The sequence below is a fragment of the Bacillus changyiensis genome (assembly GCF_027706145.1).
In the GTDB taxonomy this organism is placed as follows: domain Bacteria; phylum Bacillota; class Bacilli; order Bacillales; family Bacillaceae; genus Bacillus; species Bacillus changyiensis.
On the sequence record NZ_JAQFWW010000001.1, the window covers coordinates 1,196,103 to 1,214,911 of the forward strand.

The window sequence follows — 18,809 nt, forward strand, 5'->3', positions numbered from 1 at the left end:
CTTGTAATAAAGCTTTCCCTTGACAAACTGTGTCAAAGGAAAGCACCTTCATGTTAAATATTCAGCACATATCCACCATCAAAAAAGTAAAGAATGCGACCTACAAGTGGCCTCTTGATGATCGTTTCAACCGCTCGTGCATAAAGTTTGATCTGTGTTTCATAACGCTTTCTTAAAATGGGTTCGGCTTCTGTAAAGCCACTTCGGAATTTATCGTGGATTCGATCTGTTTTATAGTCAAGCAAATAAATACCATCTTCCGTTTCAAACAAACAATCAATCATCCCCTGAATCAATATCGGATCAGTCGTTTTTAAATGAGGGTAAATCTCCTTAGATGGAATTGTCATACTGAACGGAATTTCACGTTCAACCCAAGCGGCACTCTGTATCTTTTTACCAATGTCTGTATCAAAAAATGCGAGGATGTCAGCTTCGTCAATGACCTCCCGCTGTTCTCCTGTTAAAAGCTCTTTTTCGACAAGCATGTCTAGAAAACAGCCAAGTTCGTCTTTTTCATATACATGTGTCAAGGAAAGATGTTGCATCACTGTATGCATGGCTGTTCCTCGTTCGGCAGGGGTCAATCCTTTTGTCATCATAAAGATAGGTCTACTATACATGGATACCTTTGGAGCTTGACGAACCAAAGAACGATCTCCATATTCATCATCATATTCTTTTTGTCGTTTAATTTCTGATACTGACTGTTTCGTGCGAACTTGTGTTGCATCCTGATGAGAATATGACCATGTCAGCCGTGCTTGCACCTCATTTTGATAAGCAAAAGTACCTTCGATAGGTTGTCCTTTTTTGATCAGAGCGAGCAACTCTTGTTTTCCCGCTTCCGTTTGCACCTGATTTTCAGCCTGAAGCTCTGAAAGAGACAGCCAGTTGACAGCAAAACGGGCCGGATGATGAGAAATTTCTTCATTTAATGGATGGAGACTGGCATCCTCCATACCTCTATGCCGCATTAAAGCAGGTCCAATGAAATCTATATAAGATCTAGCCTGAAAACGTTCAAAATCAGGAAGTAACCATTCAGTCTGTGAAGCGGCTGAACGCCATTTCGTTAAAGATTTTTCTTTATCTTTTACTGTACCGATCAAATAAAGTTTTTCCTTTGCTCTAGTAAGTGCAACATACAAAACACGCAGTTCCTCAGACAAAAGTTCACGGCGCATTTTTTTCTTCATTGCAATTAGCGGCAATGTTGGGTAGCTAATCCGCCACTTCGGATCGATAAATTTTGTCCCAAAGCCAAGCTCTTTATCAAGCAAATAGGATTTATTTAAATCCATCGTATTAAAACTCCGACCTAGACCTGCTGTAAACACGACCGGAAACTCTAGACCTTTACTTGAGTGAATTGTCATCAGTCTGACGACGTCTTCCTGTTCACTCAGTGCTCTCGCCGTTCCAAGATCATTGCCTCGTTCTCGCATACGTTCAATAAACCTTAAAAATCTAAATAATCCGCGAAACGATGTCGCTTCATATGATCTGGCCCGATCATAAAGGACGCGCAAATTGGCCTGACGTTGCTTCCCACCTGGCATTCCACCGACATAATCTAAATACTTTGTATCGCGATAAATGTCCCAGATCAGTTCAGCCACTGAATGGTTCTTCGCATATGTCCGCCACTTTTTAAGAAACCGGTCAAAACGATAAAGCTTTTCATAAAGCTTGTCATCCTTGTCAGAAGTAGCTAGATATGCTTTCATCGCTTCATAAAATGGCGCTTTTTGATCTTGAATTCTAATTAATGATAGTTCATTTTCCTTAAGACCAACAATTGGTGATCGAAGAACGGAAGCAAGCGGAATATCCTGATAGGTATTATCAACGACTTTGAGCAATGAAATAATGATTGAAACTTCAGTCGCTTCAAAATACCCTGATGCTAGATTGGCATAAACTGGTATCCCCTGCTGTTTAAGTTCGTCCATCATCTGTGGAGCCCAAGGCATTGACCGCAACAAAACCACGATATCCCTGTACTGGATATGTCGGGTTGTTTTTGTTTTGCCATCATAAACTTGAAACTGCCCGGAAATTAAGCGCCTAATTTGGCTGGCTATTGCTCTTGTCTCAAGTTGAACCGTCTCAAGTTCTTCGGTTTCTTCATCCTCTAATTGCGCTTGATTTTCTATGATTAAGACTTCAGTTTTCGTTGCTTCATGAGGAGGGTATGATGCCCCGAGTTTTAATTCAGCTTGTTCGTCATAGTCAACTTCGCCAACTTTTCCACCCATCAACTGTTTAAACAAAAAATTCGTACTATCCAGAATATCAGACCGGCTTCTGAAATTTTGATTCAGATCAATTTTTTGACCGCTGCCTGAACCATCTTCTGTAAATCGTTTATATTTTGATAGAAATAAAAGAGGCTCAGCAAGACGGAAGCGATAAATTGATTGTTTCACATCCCCAACCATAAATAGGTTTCCTTCGTGTTCCTTTTTGGCGACAAGCTTTAAAATAGCTTCCTGAACAAGGTTTGTATCCTGATATTCATCAACCAACACTTCATGAAATTGATGTTGATAGTGTTGAGCTGCTTCACTCGGTTCTGTTTCCCCAGATTCATTTTTCCTTGTTAAAACTGCAAGACAATAATGTTCAAGATCTGAGAAGTCAACAATTGCTTTTTCCTTTTTCTGAGCCATGTAACGTTTTCCATAAGAGATAACAAGTTGAACAAGCGTCTGGATAACGGACTTCATTTCCTTCAGGCTCTTGAGATGCTGGTCAGGACTCCACATGAAATAATCACTTTTTAGCTTTTCTAACTGTTTTTTTGCACTGCCTCTAAGCTCTGTCACCTCTTCTATTAAAATCTGATCAAATTCGTCCCCTTTACAGGGTTTGGCTCTTGTAAAAGAAACAGTCGGTACAAGCTCATACAGTGCTACAAAATCATCCTGATTTTTGATCAACTGATCAATTTGCGCTAAATCATCGAGCAAATTTTCAGCACGGGGAGCGGGGCCACCTGGCTGTTTTGTTACTTCATGTGCCCGCTTTAGCATTTTCCGCACACCTTCTAGAATAAGCGCAATATCTTCTTGAATAATAGTATAAAATGGAAGCGACTCCACTTTGGAATCTGACGCAATATCATATAAATGGACAAATGTTTCAAGCCATTGTTCCGGATTGGGATGTGAACGAGAATATTCATAGATTCGCTTCACTAAATATTGCAAATCCAGATCATGACGGTCTGTCGTATATCTGTCGACAAGCTCGAAAAATGCAGGATCTCCTTTTTTATATTGTTCCTCAAACAGCTCATCCAGCACCTCATCACTTAAAAGCTCAGCTTCTGTCTGATCGGCAATGCGAAAGGCTGGATCAATGTCGATCATATAATAATATTTGCGAGCAACCTGAAGACAAAATGCGTGTAATGTTGATATATTGGCCTTGTTCAATAAGGCAAGTTGTCTGCGCAAATGTAGAGAAGCCGGATTTTCGGCGAGTTCCTTTTCAAGCGCCTCACCAATACGGTGCTTCATCTCAGCTGCTGATGCATTTGTAAATGTTACAACAAGGAGTCTGTCAACATCAATTGGGTTATCTTTTGTTGTAATCTTACGAATGATTCGTTCAACCAAGACAGCCGTTTTTCCGGAACCTGCAGCTGCAGCAACTAAAATATCACGGCCAGATGAGACAATCGCTTTCCATTGATCATCAGTCCAGATGCTATCTTTAGGCTTATCAATCTCCATTTGTCTCATCCTCCTTTTTCAGCCAGTCCAATACCACATTGTCTTTTTCCGGTTTTAATACTCGATACTGATTCTCCTCAAGTGATTCGTCAAACTGACAAAATGACTTGTAAGAACAAAATGTACATGGTGTTCGATCTTTTAGTTTATATGGCTCAATAGATACCTTACCATTGGTAATTTCCTCTCCGGCTTTTTGAAAAGTTCGACGGATGTGATGCCTTAATAATTGAAAATGGTCTTCACTAATAACAGCCGAATCAGAACGGAGTGAGCCGTCTTTTTTTAAGCCCGCACTGATGATGTCAGATCTGCCCTGTTCAAGTGTCGTATCCATCAGTTTGACAACTTCCTGATCACCTAAAAGAAGACCTTTCATTTTAAATTTCTTAAAAATTTCCTTTTCTATTTCATCAAATCCGAGTGGAACGGAAGCCTGAATCATTGGGTCGTGAACGTGAAAATACAGGACACCTGCAGGCGTTGCCTTCATTCCAAGCCAATCAGTTGAATATGTGATGGATAAATCTAGGTAGGTCAGCATCTGTAATGCAAGACCATAATATACTTCGGCTAAATCAAGTCCTTTATCACTTGATTTATAATCAACAATGCGAAGCAACAGTCCTTTTGAACTTTCAGCTTTATCTACCCGATCAATTCGCCCTACAAGCTCCATGGTGTAGCCGTTTTTAAGGGTAAACCGCATCGGGGGAAGCGGCCCCTTGCCACCGAATCCAAGCTCAAGGCCGACTGGGGTAAACCCGCTCGCTTTCGCGTGCTCACTTAAAATGCCTGATACCCGAGCAATAATTTTCTGCAGTTTTTGTTTCACATAATGATGACGATTTGAACTAAGTAAGATCTCTTTTTGTAATTTGGGTGCAAGTCGTTCAATCGCATCAAAAGATAATTTATCACATTGTTCTTTTGTCAAGTCACGCCAATCAAGCTTTAACTCATGGAGACGGTCTGCGATTAACTTTAGTGCAGAGTGAAATAACTGACCGATATCAGGAGCCTCAAGTTTAAAAATTTGCCGTTCTTTCAGCTTTAATCCATGTGAAGCAAAATGAGAAAATGGACAGGCATTGTACGTTTCCATCCGTGATACGCTTCCTTGAATATTCTCCCCATACAACTCACGCGTCATATGCTGATTGAGGTTGTGAACCTTATTTCTAAAAAACAAACTTGAGAGAATGTTTTGAGAAAAAGAGCGGTCCGAACCTTTCATCAGAAAGTTGTATGTACTCCACCAGACATCACTAATCATATACTGTCTTGTCCAAAGGCTAAGCTGACTTGCCAAATAACTTAATGCAGTACTTTTATTGACAAGAAATTCAAGTTGTTCTTCATCATTTAGTTGTTCAGGTTCATTGCTCAGCAACTTTTTACCATGGCCAGGAAAAAGCTCTTCTAACTGTTTCACAACTGTTGAAGCAAGCAATGTTTTCCCCTCGGCATCTGCAATAGGATATGACACGTAAAGCTTTTCAGAAGGACTTGATAAAGCCATATAGATTAAAAAATTTTCATCTAACAACCGTTCTCTTCCAGTTGCCGCAAGCTCCGCACCGTTTCTTTTCAACCACTCCCTGTCATCATCTGACAGCACGCCATCATCGTCTGGCTTTGCTGGCAGAATACCATCGTTAACCCCAATCATAAACGTACATTTCACATCGTACATTCTTGAAAGATCCATATTGCCGATAAATACCTGATCAAGGGCTGGTGGAATTAGCGCAAACCTCAACGTATCCAAACCAGTCTCCATCATTTGTCGAAACAAGGAAAACGATATGTCCTCATCTCCCATCATTTCAACAAACTCATCCAACAATTGAATAACAGCGTTCCATACTTGATCATGTTGTCTCGATTCTAAGATTTTGCCGTTTTCTTCTGCATTCAGCCTTTCTTCTTCAAGTTTCAGCGGAATTTCAGCCTCTTCAAGGTAAAGATACACAGCTTCAGCCATTGCTTTGACTGATTTCGCTTCTTTCATGCGTTTTTGCAACCGATAAACAGGTGGCACAATCCAGTCTTTTAGCTTATTAAGCATATTCTCGATTTCTATTTCTCGGTCTGTCTGTACAAAGTCTTCATCCAAAGAAGCATATCTTCTATAAATAAAACGATCTTTTCTTGTCCATCGATCTCCTTTTATCCCATGTGCAATGCAGTAGTTTTCCAACTGGTCAACCTGTTCACGTACGAGGTTCTTCGGTTCGTCATGAGGAAACAACAGTTCTGTTTTTATGCAACGAAACACTGCTTCATATCCCCAATTTCCTTTAATCACATCTAGGGTTGAACGAATCAATTCAATCAGTGGATGGTTCTGCATCGGTTCCTTTCCATCTATAAAAAAAGCTAGCTCATAATCTTTAAATACCTCTTTTATCGTATCTTTATAGTCTTCAACATTGCGGGCAATGACAGCAATGTCTTTGAAGCGGAGGCGACCTGTCCGAACGAGGGATTTAATTTCTCTTGCGATTCCTTCTATCTCTGTTCTTCTGTTTGCCGCTTGCATGACGCACAGTGCTTCTGCTCTATCCTTATACACTTTTAACGGCCTTTCAGCCACATATCGTTCCAAATGTTTTAACTCCTCAACATGCTTGTGACGGTTCACATTTGTCAAATGCTTTACTGACATGTTAAGGCCAAGTTCTTTTGTTTTCTGATAAAGGTCAAAATACATCTTTCCTGTCATCCGAAATAGGTGTAATTCATGAGGGACTTGTTCAGTAAAAGGCTCGTCCGTTGTGAAAGAAAACGTCATCTCTTGCGCGTGAACCATCAGCTTTTCAAGAACGTTCATCTCCTGTGGTGTGAACCGATGAAAACCATCAACATATATAACAGCATCTTTGAGCTCTTCGCAATACGGAATTTGCTCTGCCAAAAGTTGCAAGTAATCTTCTGAGTGAACATATTGATGTTCAAGACTTTCTTCCATCTTTCTGTATAAAATATATAGATCATGCAACTTATCAGAAAGAACTCGTTCATCCTCATATTCTGATACCTCGCTACCCTGCATAACCTCCCGAATACGTTCAGGTGACAGACAATGCCTTTTAAATTCGGCTAACATCCGTTCGACCTGTTCAGTAAAACCGTTCTTATCACTCGCATTCTGATAAACTCTAAACTCTGCTTTATGTTCTTCAATCAGCTTGCGTAGCAACATCTGAATACCTGAACTTGTTAGAAACTTACGATTGATTCCCCCAGTACGTTGGAGAATCCACCAGGCTAGCCTTGAAAAGCTGTAAACCTGAGCTCGAAACATTCCACCTAAATCAGGGGTCATACTAAGCTCATATTCCATTAAAAACGTCATCTGATCCGGGACTAGAAAAATGATCGGTTTACCGAGAGGGTGACGGCGAAGTTTCCCCCTCATTTCATCTAAGATAAACGTCGTTTTCCCACTCCCGGACCTGCCTGATAAAAATAATACTCCCACGTGTCCGGCTCCTTTCTACGTTCTTTTCTTTTATTTTATCGAACCTGCAATAAAATAACCATTCTCCAAAACTAGGGAAAATGAGGTGGAATTTTATTATTTTTGTTTAAACTGTACAAAAAACAACATCAAAAATGAGATGAGTACAATTGATGCTACCCACAACCAGGCCAATTCTAAATTCCCTGAGTCTATCGCCATATAGATCGCAGTAGGAACCGTTTGTGTCTCCCCTGGTATAATGCCAGCAAACATAAGTGTAGCCCCAAACTCACCGAGTGCTCTAGCAAAACTAAGTACACTACCAGTTATAACTGCATTTGAAGCGAGCGGTAGTGTCACGAATAAAAATACTTGCCACTCGCTTGCCCCGTCAACTTTTGCGGCATCTTCTATTTCACGATCAACGCTCAAAAACCCTGACTTTGCCGACTGATACATAAGCGGAAAAGCGACAACTGCAGCCGAAATGACCGCTGCCCACCAAGTAAAGATGATCGGCGCGTGAAATACCTTTTCAATCAACTGACCGATTACGCTTTGTCTACCAAATATGACAATTAAGAAGAAACCAACAACAGTTGGAGGAAGAACGAGCGGTAGCATCATCATTGTCTCGATGACGGATTTTCCTTTAAAAGTTTTACGCACTAAAATTCTTGCGACAATAGTCCCGAACAAGACAGCAATGATCCCACTAGCAACTGACACTTGGATAGAGATTTTAATAGGTGAAAGAAATTCCTCAGACAGCATATCAGTGATCAGCCTTTCTTAAATCCGTACTTTTCCATCGCTTCAATGGCCTGATCACTATGCAGAAATTGATATAATTCGTCAGACTGTCTGCGGTGCTTCGTATTTTTCACAATACCAAGCGGATAGATAATCGGGCTATGTAGATTGTTTTTAGCGATGTCTACTATTTCGATCTGGTCGGAAGCAAGAGCATCCGTCTGATAAACAAAGCCAGCATCTGCATTATTTGTTTCAATATATGAAAGCACTTGTCTTACATCTTTTCCATAAACAAATTTTGATTGAACTTGATTCCATAGATGAAGATTTGACAAAGTTTCCTTCGCATATTTTCCAGCAGGAACTGATTCAGGGATGCCGATGGCAAGTTTTTCAACACTATCTTTTGATAAATCTTTAAAGCTTTTAATATCTGTTTTTCCTTTTGGAACGATCAGGACCAAGTCATTTTTCAACAGTTTGACGGAGTTATTTTGTGAAATGAAATCGTTATCTACCAATTTGTTGAATTTATCTTCAGAAGCCGAAAAAAATAAGTCTACTGGAGCTCCCTGTTCAATTTGTTGCTGCAAAGCACCTGATGAACCAAAATTGAACCTGATTTTGACATTTCCATGTTCTTTCTCATATTTGGACGCTAGTTCAGTGAGAACATCTTTCAAACTAGCTGCTGCGGAAACCGTAAGTTGCACATTCTCATGGTCTTGACTTAATTCACCTTTTTCAGACTGACAGCCCAAACCAATAACTACAGTAACCAATAACACTACAACCAGTAAAAACCGTTTTTTCATTAATTTCACTCCAATTCACACGTTTTCTGCGCTAAGGATTATTTTACGTCAAACTTCATTTTTTTGAAATGTCATTGATCACAATCATGCTCATAGTTATAGCTATCCATACATGAAAAAGGGTGAACGAAGAACCATCATAAAGTTGGAAACATCACATCAACTTCGAATGCTTTCGAAACCAAAGATCATAAAAATTGATCCATCCTTCTTGGTTTAGGACAATGCCTTGGATGGCTTGTCCAGCTTTAATCTCGGCATGCGGATTTATGATGGTAGAAAATATTTGGTTATTAGCACTTTTCTATACGATGAACGGTGTTGGAGCCGGCTTATACATCCCTACTCAACGAGCACAAATCACTGACAGTACCAAAAGCGGGATGCGAGCTGAAGTGTTTGCTGTCATTCATGTTATTGAACGCTTTGGTGCAACAATCGGTCCGGTTATTGGAGTTGCTGTCTATTCTTATCATCCTTCCATGGTATTCAGCTTTCAAGCATGCTCATTTCTTCTATATTGGTTTGCTGTTTATTTTAAAATGCCAGAGACATATCCGTCAAAACATCAAAAAAAGATTTTCCAGCAAAAAAAATCTTTTTCTGTTAAAGGACATGATTCAGTTTTAGTGCTGATGTTGTTTATGCTTCCAATCAGTTTGTTATATTCACAGCTTGAAACAAATTACCGGTTCTACTTAGAAGTGCTTTTTGATCACTTTTTAGTGATTCTTACTATTTTTAATGTCTGTCATGCATTACTAGGTATAACCCTGCAAATCCCCCTTGTGAAAGGCTCGGAAAAGCTAGAGATGAAAACGATTATAATGATTTCTTATAGCTGTTATACAGGTTCTGCATTAGGTTTTGCGTTTTCTTCATCACTCGTTTGGCTCATATTATCAATCTTTATATTTACTTGTGGGGAAAGCATTTTGTTACATCATATGCAAAGTTTTGTCTCTAAGCTTGCTCCTGTCCATATGCGTGGTCGCTATTTTGCTTTTTTCGGTTTAAACTGGGACATATCCCGGACAATTGGACCTTTTTTAGGAGGGCTGATGTTGATTAAATTTGGTGGTACTGTACTTTTTCTGACGTGTTGCGCAATGATCATTTCGGGAGGAATCGCTCAATACTTTGTGGTTTCAGCATTAGAAAAGCCGAAAACTCCATAAAAATCATGAGTTTTCGGCTTACATCTGTTTAAAACACTTTTTTACTATCTCTCTCTTCTTTTAAAATCTCAACGGCTTCACGGAATCGTTGTGAGTGAATAATTTCTCTTTCTCTTAAAAATGCCAACGCATCATTTAAATCAGGATCATCAGACATATCGATCAGCCATTGATATGTCGCCCTCGCTTTTTCTTCTGCGGCAATATCTTCATATAAATCTGCAATCGGATCACCTTTGGCTTGGATGTATGTAGCTGTAAATGGAACACCAGCGGCATTGTGATAAAACAAGGCTTTATCATGATCTGCATAATGGGGACCGAGGCCGGCTTCTTTTAACTGTTCAGGTGTTGCGTCTTTTGTTAATTTATAAACCATCGTAGCAATCATTTCTAAATGTGCGAATTCTTCTGTACCAATGTCCGTCAAGAGGCCGACCACTTTATCAGGGATACTGTAGCGCTGGTTCAAATAGCGAAGGGCCGCTGCCAATTCGCCATCTGCTCCACCGTATTGCTCAATCAAAAATTTAGCAAGTCTTGGGTTGCATTCCCTCACTTTCACAGGGTATTGCAATTTTTTTTCATACAGCCACATGAGATTGACTCCCTTCCGTCTTTAAACTTGCCATGGCCAAGGACTTCTTTTCCAACTCCAGTACGATTCTGTCTCATCTGGATTGCCCTGAAGAAGAGGGCCGTAATTCAATTCAAATTTCTTTTTCAATTTTTTTGAGTATCTAGCGTACTGATTATATTGTTGAATCCCATCCATATCGTCTGGATGTGTATCAAGGTACAGCGTTAATTCAACGAGCACAAAATCTACCGCCTGAATTTCAAGAAGCTTTTCATAGTAGTCTTGTGTTAAAGTGTTCTTCATCCTCCTTCCCTCCCATTTTCATACGGATTTTCATAATGATCATAAAAAATAGGCCAAAGTGTTCCTCTTCTTAAAGCTTCCATTGGCGCGAATTGTTGAAGACCGTGGGGTTGAAAACCTAAATATAAATTGGGAGGTGTTCGGTAGTATCTTTTCCCAAGCGGTGGACATGGATCAAAGGCACTGTGAAAAGGGCGATATGATTTTACTTTGGTGAATGATTCCTCAGAATGCTTCACTCGGTTCACCTCTATTTATAATAGAATCTAATTTAGTTTATTCATATTCTCTCTGCGTTATGTTCACTCACTCATGAAAAAAACCAGAACTGAGGTTCCGGCAATTTTTCTAATGAACGAGCTTCATGATATCATCCATTGATTATTCGACTGATGTTTGCGGAGTTAAGCAATAGACCTTGCATTACAGCTCCAATTCGCGTATTTAGATTCGAACGGTTTAAAGCTGTTAGCTTTTCAGACTCTACTGAGCTTACAAGGTTTCAAACCGATCCTTTATATGACGCTTATCAACCATTCACGATTTTTCACTTCACACCTTCTTAATAACAGCTTTTGATCAACCTCGAGATTCTGCCACATATCAGCTCTACTTCAAAAAATACCGAGTTAGACAGCTCTTCGAAAAAACAAAAAAGCAGTTAGTTTACATGGTATGACCAACTGCTTTAGAATACCTCATCGTAACACCCACAAACAGATCCAATAACGATGAAAGTCATATTTCATTATAAAAGATGTGCATCACACATATTACCCAACCATTTTTTCAAGCATATGCATCTCACTAGATAAACAAACAACAGCAGTCAGTACAGTGATTATGAACCGTTTTTTCATAACATTCCCTCCACTTTTTTCATTTTTTCTTCTGCTTTAATAGCTTTCAAGAAAAAATAGGCTGCCTCTTTATAAAGAGACTTCTTCCTGTAAACATTAGCCGCTAATAGTGCTAATTCTCGCACACTGTCGTATTGCTTGGAGTTGAACAAGATCTCAAAATCCGCTTTACTATGTTGGACCGCTTTTTCATCTCCTATTGCATAAGTCGTGTATAAAATATTGATTTTTGCATCAAATACTTTATTCCGCAAACCTTTTGATCTTTCCTTCCCTTCTTGATAAAAAGCAATAGCCCGATCGTGTTCCCCCAATTTAAACAGTTCTTTAATCATCAAGAAAACAGCACTAAAATAATATTCTGAAGCAACATATGTTTGATCAGATAAAACAGTCTCCAAATATTGAAGACTCTTTTCCGGTTTGTCCATCGTCGAGTAAAGAAGGCCAAAGTTATGTAAAAGCTGCATTTCTTTGAAATGATCACCTGCATCTCTTACTTTACTGAGAGCTTCGGTTAAATAAGCTTCTGCTTCTCTATATTTCCCCATCTCAGTGTAATTGCCTGCCATCGTAATATATGTAGAGACAAGATTCATATCATGCCCTTGATAACTTTTAAAGATGTCTAAGGCTTGGCGGGTATGATTTAGTGAAACTAAATTCTGGCCTAAATAATAATATAATTTCCCTACTTTATCATGAAATTGAGCAACTCCGACTTCATCATGCACATGAGCAAGTTTTTTTTCGGCAATTTTATAAAGGCTAATCGCTTTTTCATAATTGTTTTGATAGACTTCATAAGCACCTGAAAATAGGTAATAATAGTAAGAAGTCATATTAGGATCAGTACTTAGCTGATGATGTTCAATAGTTTGCCCTAACGTTTCGTACAGCATTAGTTTATGTTTTAACTCCAGCAAAGAAAAGTAGGTTAAAATTTCTCGTTCCTCCTCTATCTCTGCTAGCATCGGTTTAACTTGTTCAAATAAATGAACGGACTTTTCGGTATCATTTCTTCTAATTGCACGATACCAAGCGTTTAAATTGTTGGCTACTTCCGCTGCAGCAAGTTTGTTCATACAGACTCCTTTCAGTTTTTATATCTAATTCTATTATACTATATTTTTTCAGTTTTATTAATGAATAACATTGGTACTATATTCATATTTTTAAAAATCATTCTCTTATACTTTGTCATGTCAAATAAAACCTTGGCTTCCGAAGCCTTCATCTTCGCAGGTTGGGTTTGTCACCTTCGTCCATAATATAATGAAACGAGCGCCATAATTGTCGCTCGTATGAATCCATTCACAAATGGGCACAAAAATCTGGTAAAATACTTGAGGCCGTACCAGATTTTATGTTTTTAAGAGGTTTTGAGACAACCCTTTAATAAGATCTTGGATAAGCATAGGTACTAGCACCGGTGATGTTCTTGGATCAAGGTCATAGACCATTGGCGTATAGCAGGATTTCTGTCCTGGCAGGACTTTTCCATTACCTCCCGATGCGCTGTAGCTCAACTGCTTGTCATCGGTGTTTCTTTTTATCCAAGCATTTGCCTCCCAGCCTGATGGGACTGCATTGTCCAGTGTGATTTTAGCCCATACTGTTTTACAGGCACTGCTGAACTTTAAAACTCAACATTCCAAACTGTTGATTACTGCTGTTAATGAGTCTCACTGTTGCTTTTGTTGATCCGCTTGAAGCACAGTTTTGATAGTAAGGACTCTTACCATCAGATGAATGGTTTTCCGCTTGTACCGATATTTCATTCGTCATGCGCAATAAAAAACAATCACACAGACACCACAAACTTTAGCGAAAGTTTTCTTCATCTCCATCCCCCTTCCAAGTCATCCTCTGAAACATCCAAACCATCGATCCTCATCATATTACGATTTTTCTCTTTTATGCCTATTCTCCTCTTTGAAAAATAGAAATTCTCCCGATATAAATGATAAATACCGCCTAGCAAAGGAGGAGAACTGTATGAAGAACTTTTGGAAAATCTTGATTTCTGCTGCTTTATTTTTTAGCACTTTCACTTTTCCGCCCCGTAGTCAGGCAAACGAAAAACAACCCGACAGTGAAATCATTGTTGTATATAAAAATCAAGACGGAAAAGAATCCGCCATAGAAAGTGCTGAAACGGTTGAACAAACGTACAAAAACATTCCAGCTGTTGCTGTTACTGCGGATGAAGAAACAGTCCTGGAGTTAGAAGATGATCCAGATGTTTTGTATGTTGAAGAAAATGTTTCATTTACTTCTCTAGATGGAACAACTCTTAAAGCTTTCACAAACGAAACAAGTGATAACAGTTATTCATTTGAACAATGGAATTTGAAACCACTTCAAGTTCAACTGGCTTGGTCTAAAGGAGTTACTGGAAAAAATACGAAAGTCGCTGTCATCGACAGTGGAATCTCCCCGCACGATGACTTAACAATTGCTGGTGGTGTCTCAACGGTTGGCTACACTTCATCATATCGTGATGATAACGGCCATGGAACACATGTCGCTGGAATTATTGGGGCTAAACATAATGGCTATGGAATAGATGGAGTTGCACCAGACGTTCAATTATATGCGGTAAAAGCACTTGATAAGAAAGGAACGGGAGATCTGATCAGTATTTTAAAGGGGATCGACTGGTCGATTCAGCACGGTATCAATATCATCAATATGAGTCTTGGTACAACGAGTGATAGCAAAATTCTCCATGATGCCTTAGATAAAGCCTATCAAAAGGGGATTATCCTCGTAGCGGCCAGTGGTAATGATGGAAACGGAAAACCTGTTAATTACCCAGCTGCCTACAACAGTGTCATTGCTGTATCAGCAACTAATGAAAAAAACAGTCTAGCGTCATTCTCTAACACTGGTGCTGCCATTGAGTTCTCCGCTCCCGGCACATCGATTATTAGCACATACTTAAATCACCAATATGCAATTGGAGATGGGACTTCGCAGGCCACTCCACACGTGACTGGAATGTTGGCTTTATTAAAACAGCAGTATCCCACAAGCCGAAATACTGATCTGCGCACAAAAATGCGGAACTATGTCAGCGATTTGGGCTTGGCTGGCCGTGATCAGCTGTTTGGCTATGGACAGATTCTCTATAAAAATAATGTAATGGCATTTGCAAAAGCAGAAAAAGCTGTCAAACAAGCTGAAAAAAACAAGCGAAAATCCACCATTACCACAGCGAAAAAAGCTGTTGACCTACTACCATCAAACACTGATAAACAAGCCCTGAAAAAAAGACTGGATCGAGTGATCGAGCAGCTCAAAAAAGTAGCGGCATCTAAAGTGAAACATGCTGAAAAATATAAAAAGAAAACCACCGCTGATGCCGCCCAAAAAGCGATCAATGAACTTTATAAGACTGCATTTAGGACAAAGTTACAAAAACGGCTTAACATGGTCCGATCAATCCTTCTTAAAAATGCAAAAAAGACTGTTTCATACGCTGAAAAAAAGCGCAGTGACCGAAACATTTCTAAAGCTCAAACATCAATCAATCAACTTCATAGAGGAAAAGATAAATCAAAGTTGCAAAGTAGGCTCAACAAAGTCAAAAAGAAAGTGACGCTTGCTTACAATAAAAAAGTGACAATAGCAAAAATCAAAGTCAGACAAGCTGAAAAAAACAGAACGAAAAAAACCAAATATGTTGCCCGGTCAGCGGTAAATAAACTAAAACATTCAGCGATCAAAACACAGTTGAGAAAACGGCTCAATGCCATTAAATTAAAGTAAGACCAAAAAAACCTTTAAGACCTCTTTTAAAGAGGGTCTTAAAGGTTTTTTGTTTAAGACTCATTTCTTATCAATTCGCTCCGTTACAATTCCAACGATATCGTCTTCTGAAACAAAGCCAAAATGACGGCTGTCATTGCTATGAATCCGATTATCTCCAAGGACAAAGTACTGGTTTTCAGGAACTTTCTCCTCTCCCGTTATCTCCTTCAATGTAAAATCACCGGTCAGATCACCTGCAGTTACAGATTTCAAATCATCTAAATAAGGTTCTTTGACTGGCCGTCCATTAATATACAGCTGATCATCTTCATATTTGACCGTTTCACCTGGAAGCCCGATGACCCTTTTGATATAAACAGACTTCTCAGGTCCTTTAAACAGCACAATATCAAATCTGCTCACCGTCTTAAAGTGATGGGCAAACCGGTTGATCAGGAGTTTATTTCCTTCCTGAAACGTTGGATTCATACTGACACCTTCAACTGTATAATCAATAAATACGATATTTTTCACCTGAAAGCCAAGGATAATGACAACCAGTCCGGCAATGACCAAAAAACGCTTTTTCACATCTATGTCCCCCTAGTCATGCTCTCTCTGACTGAATTTCACATTTAAACGATGCTCAACCCGTTTTCCGGCATACCACAATATCAAAATCACAAAAGTGACGAACGCTGTTCGTAAAGGCTGTGTAACCAACGCCTTGAGGTCATGACCGATAAAGCTGACAATAAAAATCATCACCAACTTTCCACATAACACTGCAAGGGAAAACGGCAACAGACTAATCCGTGAAAGTCCTGCAACAACATTAACCGCAGCTGATGGTGTGAATGGGAAGCAAAGGAGGAGAAACAAAGGTCCGAAACCGCGTTTTTCCACCCATACCATTAGTTTTTTGACCGATTGATGTGTACGGATAAATTGTAAAAACTTTTGTTGGCCAAAATGGCGGATAAAAAGAAAGACAGTAATCGATCCAGCTGAGGCCCCGATCCATGTTAAAAGAAACCCTTGCCACAAACCGAACGAATTGACATTGGCAACGACAAAAACAAGAAGCGGTAAAAATGGCAAGATCGCTTCAATAAATGGAAGCAATATGGCAATAAAAGGACCAAATGCTCGATAGCTCTGGAAAAACTCTGCTACATTTTCTTCTGTAAAGTAACTGAAAAATTGCTCCAACACTCATTCTCCTCAGGGAATTGTCTATCCTTATTTTACACGTTCAAAGACAAACTTTAAATCACTGACAAAAAAATATTTCCTTTTAGTTTGAAGCATCTTCGCCATTTTAATCATGTTTTTGATTTTTTTAAAGAAAAAACTTCTTTAATACCGCTTTTTCAATTCCCTGAGAATAAATTCATAGATTAGCTGGTTGCGATCTTCTTTTGGATACAGCATAAATTCCTGTTTTTGCTGTAATGATCTCCCTTCAATTCGATCCAAAAATTTGGTTCTTAGCCATGCTGTCCGGTATACTTGGTTTTCAAAAGATGTGATTGATACAGGCAACTCCAATGAATCTCCATTTACAAAAGTGACAAATGTATTGTCAAATTTCGCCGCCCGGAATTCATGAATATGCGCATGAGAAAGCCAACCACACTGTGGTCTTGTTGAAGAAAAGGTTGGAAAAAGAAAGATGTTATTCGAGTGATCTACCATGATTGGCGGTTTATGTGAAACTTTGATAACCTCATATGTACCAGCTTTTCTTCCAGCATAGCTCGACCCAAAATAACGACAGCTCCTATCTATGATTTGAAAAGGCCTCATTTTAACAAAAAATGTCCTGTCGGTTTCAAGCACTTTTGAAGCGGGCTTTTCCCCGTCATTCAAAGGTAGCACAGCCATTGTGGAACTGTTCACTTCATAAGTATCTTTTTCCATATCTCCTGCATGATTCATCATTAATCCTCCCTCATTAGTAAATTTATACTACTAATCTAACATTTTCAGTTAGAAAACGACAGGATTATTTCCAATTTATTTGAAAAAATGTTTTTTAAATGAAATTTCTTTTTTTCATCCAAAAAATTTTAGTTTTTTCCGCGAATCTTATCGACTTTTGTCCTCAGATAATATGATTGTTCAAATAATTATCTAAAAATTAAAAATACTTATTGATTTCTTGTTTCATTACCCTTATACTATAAAAAAGGTATCAGGGGGAATCTTTATGAAAAACAAAAAATCGTACACTGAGCTCATGAAGTCCCACACCAGCCATCAAAAAGATGCTGATCTCACCTCAATGGACATTTATATTCAAATGATCCTTGATGAGTCGTTATATAAACGACGTTTGCACATCTTGACAGAGAAAATCAATGAAGCATTAGATAGCCGAAACAAACAAGCTTTTCTTGAGCTTTCAAAAGAATATATTGCGCTTAAATCACGCGAATAATGCCAATCCTAAACGGATTGGCTTTTTTATCCATTAATGATTTTTCCACCATTAACATGAAGAATCTGACCAGTCATATAAGAAGAATCTTCACTTGCAAGAAATAGGTAGCTCGGCGCTACTTCTACCGGTTGCCCTGGACGCCCCATTGGCACTGTTGAACCGAAAATTTCGACTTGTTTTTCCGTAAATGTCGATGGAATCAGCGGTGTCCAAATCGGTCCTGGTGCTACACCGTTTACTCGAATGCCTTGATCAACAAGTGATAAAGCCAGTGACCGTGTAAAAGATGTAATCGCTCCTTTTGTTGCTGAATAATCAATTAATGTTTCATTGCCAGCATACGCTGTAACCGAGGTTGTATTAATAATCGAACTTCCGGATTTTAGATGAGGGAGTACTGCCTTTGTCAAATAAAACATTGAAAACATATTCGTTTGAAACGTTCTGATTAACTGTCGGCTTGAGATGTTTTGAATGCTGTTTTGCGGATGTTGCTCAGCAGCATTATTGATGAGAATATCAATCGTCGGAAAAGTATCTTTTGTTTGGCGAACCACTTCATCACTGAACCCTTCATCTCCAATGTCACCCGCAATCAGTTTGCACTTTGTACCTTCTCTTTCTACATATGTCTTTGTTTCTTCTGCATCTATATGTTCATTAAAATAGACAACGACTACATTTGCGCCTTCTTTGGCAAACAAGACTGATACTGCTCTGCCAATACCACTATCTCCTCCTGTAATGATCGCCGTTTTCCCTGCTAATTTTTTGCCCAGTTTCGGTTTGTCAAAAACAGGACGAGGATTCATCAAATACTCCAATCCCGGTTGGTGTGTTTGATGTTGGGGAGGCAGTACTTTTTTTGGTTGTTTACTCAAATCCATTCCTCCTTGATCTCCA

15 protein-coding genes and 1 pseudogene are annotated in these 18,809 nt (G+C 39.0%); 3 read left to right on the plus strand and 13 right to left on the minus strand.

Going from position 1 to position 18,809, the window contains the following annotated elements:
* Positions 1 to 53 precede the first annotated feature (53 nt).
* The 4 genes from addA to modA form a co-directional block, all read right to left on the minus strand.
* Positions 54 to 3,743, minus strand: a complete 3,690-nt coding sequence (addA, locus tag PDT38_RS06275) for a helicase-exonuclease AddAB subunit AddA (protein WP_270799818.1) — start codon at positions 3,741 to 3,743, stop codon at positions 54 to 56.
* On the minus strand, positions 3,733 to 7,230 hold the full coding sequence (gene addB, locus PDT38_RS06280; protein ID WP_270799820.1) for a helicase-exonuclease AddAB subunit AddB: 3,498 nt from the start codon (positions 7,228 to 7,230) through the stop codon (positions 3,733 to 3,735). The genes addA and addB overlap by 11 nt, the downstream gene beginning before the upstream one ends.
* Before the next feature lie 96 nt (positions 7,231 to 7,326).
* Complete coding sequence (gene modB, locus PDT38_RS06285; RefSeq protein WP_270800153.1) at positions 7,327 to 7,983, minus strand: molybdate ABC transporter permease subunit; 657 nt, start codon at positions 7,981 to 7,983, stop codon at positions 7,327 to 7,329.
* Positions 7,984 to 7,994: 11 nt separating this feature from the next.
* Positions 7,995 to 8,783: a molybdate ABC transporter substrate-binding protein gene (gene modA / locus PDT38_RS06290; RefSeq protein ID WP_270799822.1), complete on the minus strand. Its 789-nt coding sequence runs from the start codon at positions 8,781 to 8,783 to the stop codon at positions 7,995 to 7,997.
* Between the two features lie 233 nt (positions 8,784 to 9,016).
* On the opposite strand from modA, the gene PDT38_RS06295 reads away from it, so the two are divergent.
* Complete coding sequence (locus PDT38_RS06295) at positions 9,017 to 9,961, plus strand: MFS transporter (protein WP_270799824.1); 945 nt, start codon at positions 9,017 to 9,019, stop codon at positions 9,959 to 9,961.
* Positions 9,962 to 9,989: 28 nt separating this feature from the next.
* Here the strand turns inward: PDT38_RS06295 and PDT38_RS06300 are convergent, their stop codons facing one another.
* The 5 genes and pseudogenes from PDT38_RS06300 to PDT38_RS06320 all read right to left on the minus strand — a co-directional run bounded on the left by PDT38_RS06300 (position 9,990) and on the right by PDT38_RS06320 (position 13,492).
* Entirely contained in the window at positions 9,990 to 10,559 is a 570-nt protein-coding gene (locus PDT38_RS06300; RefSeq protein ID WP_270799825.1) for a manganese catalase family protein, read from the minus strand.
* 21 nt (positions 10,560 to 10,580) lie between these two features.
* Positions 10,581 to 10,844: a spore coat protein CotJB gene (locus tag PDT38_RS06305; RefSeq protein WP_270799826.1), complete on the minus strand. Its 264-nt coding sequence runs from the start codon at positions 10,842 to 10,844 to the stop codon at positions 10,581 to 10,583.
* On the minus strand, positions 10,841 to 11,083 hold the full coding sequence (locus PDT38_RS06310) for a spore coat associated protein CotJA (RefSeq protein ID WP_270799828.1): 243 nt from the start codon (positions 11,081 to 11,083) through the stop codon (positions 10,841 to 10,843). The genes PDT38_RS06305 and PDT38_RS06310 overlap by 4 nt, the downstream gene beginning before the upstream one ends.
* Positions 11,084 to 11,700: 617 nt before the next feature.
* Positions 11,701 to 12,789 (minus strand): Rap family tetratricopeptide repeat protein, encoded by a 1,089-nt coding sequence (locus tag PDT38_RS06315; RefSeq protein ID WP_270799830.1) that lies wholly within the window; start codon positions 12,787 to 12,789, stop codon positions 11,701 to 11,703.
* Positions 12,790 to 13,068: 279 nt separating this feature from the next.
* Positions 13,069 to 13,492: pseudogene (locus PDT38_RS06320) on the minus strand (DUF2690 domain-containing protein).
* Between the two features lie 210 nt (positions 13,493 to 13,702).
* Between PDT38_RS06320 and PDT38_RS06325 the strand changes: the two are divergent.
* Positions 13,703 to 15,478: a S8 family peptidase gene (locus PDT38_RS06325; RefSeq protein ID WP_270799831.1), complete on the plus strand. Its 1,776-nt coding sequence runs from the start codon at positions 13,703 to 13,705 to the stop codon at positions 15,476 to 15,478.
* A gap of 60 nt (positions 15,479 to 15,538) precedes the next feature.
* On the opposite strand, the gene lepB is transcribed toward PDT38_RS06325, so the two are convergent.
* From lepB to PDT38_RS06340, 3 genes are all read right to left on the minus strand, one after another.
* A complete protein-coding gene (lepB, locus tag PDT38_RS06330; protein WP_270799832.1) occupies positions 15,539 to 16,051 on the minus strand; it encodes a signal peptidase I in 513 nt (170 codons plus the stop codon).
* A gap of 12 nt (positions 16,052 to 16,063) precedes the next feature.
* Positions 16,064 to 16,675: a TVP38/TMEM64 family protein gene (locus tag PDT38_RS06335; protein WP_270799833.1), complete on the minus strand. Its 612-nt coding sequence runs from the start codon at positions 16,673 to 16,675 to the stop codon at positions 16,064 to 16,066.
* A gap of 144 nt (positions 16,676 to 16,819) precedes the next feature.
* A complete protein-coding gene (locus tag PDT38_RS06340; RefSeq protein ID WP_270799834.1) occupies positions 16,820 to 17,401 on the minus strand; it encodes a competence protein ComK in 582 nt (193 codons plus the stop codon).
* 271 nt (positions 17,402 to 17,672) lie between these two features.
* On the opposite strand from PDT38_RS06340, the gene PDT38_RS06345 reads away from it, so the two are divergent.
* Positions 17,673 to 17,903 (plus strand): IDEAL domain-containing protein, encoded by a 231-nt coding sequence (locus PDT38_RS06345; protein ID WP_270799836.1) that lies wholly within the window; start codon positions 17,673 to 17,675, stop codon positions 17,901 to 17,903.
* Positions 17,904 to 17,929: 26 nt separating this feature from the next.
* On the opposite strand, the gene PDT38_RS06350 is transcribed toward PDT38_RS06345, so the two are convergent.
* Positions 17,930 to 18,787: an SDR family oxidoreductase gene (locus PDT38_RS06350; RefSeq protein ID WP_270799837.1), complete on the minus strand. Its 858-nt coding sequence runs from the start codon at positions 18,785 to 18,787 to the stop codon at positions 17,930 to 17,932.
* Positions 18,788 to 18,809 lie beyond the last annotated feature (22 nt).